This is a genomic window from Stenotrophomonas sp. SrG (assembly GCF_050031795.1).
In the GTDB taxonomy this organism is placed as follows: domain Bacteria; phylum Pseudomonadota; class Gammaproteobacteria; order Xanthomonadales; family Xanthomonadaceae; genus Stenotrophomonas; species Stenotrophomonas rhizophila_A.
Genome location: NZ_JBNBBE010000609.1, coordinates 1 through 251, shown reverse-complemented (window position 1 = coordinate 251; position 251 = coordinate 1). Strand labels below are relative to the sequence as shown.

The window sequence follows — 251 nt, the reverse complement described above, 5'->3', positions numbered from 1 at the left end:
GTGCAGGCCGGCCGCAGCCGGTTCACCCTGGCAACGCTGCCGGCCCACGACTTCCCGGCTGTGGCCGAAGTGGAAGCCACCGCGCGCGTGGCGATCGGCGAAGCCACCCTGCAGGAGCTGATCGACCGCACCGCGTTCGCGCTGGCCCAGCAGGACGTTCGCTACTCCCTCACCGGCCTCCTGTTCGACCTGCGCGGCGATGATCTGCGCACCGTTGCCACCGACGGCCACCGCCTTGCGCTGTGCGAAAA

Annotated in this window: 1 pseudogene; it reads left to right on the top strand. The window is 70.5% G+C overall.

Annotated features, from left to right (window positions below):
- A pseudogene (locus ACQG3P_RS21020) lies at positions 1 to 251 on the top strand (DNA polymerase III subunit beta); the annotation flags it as partial.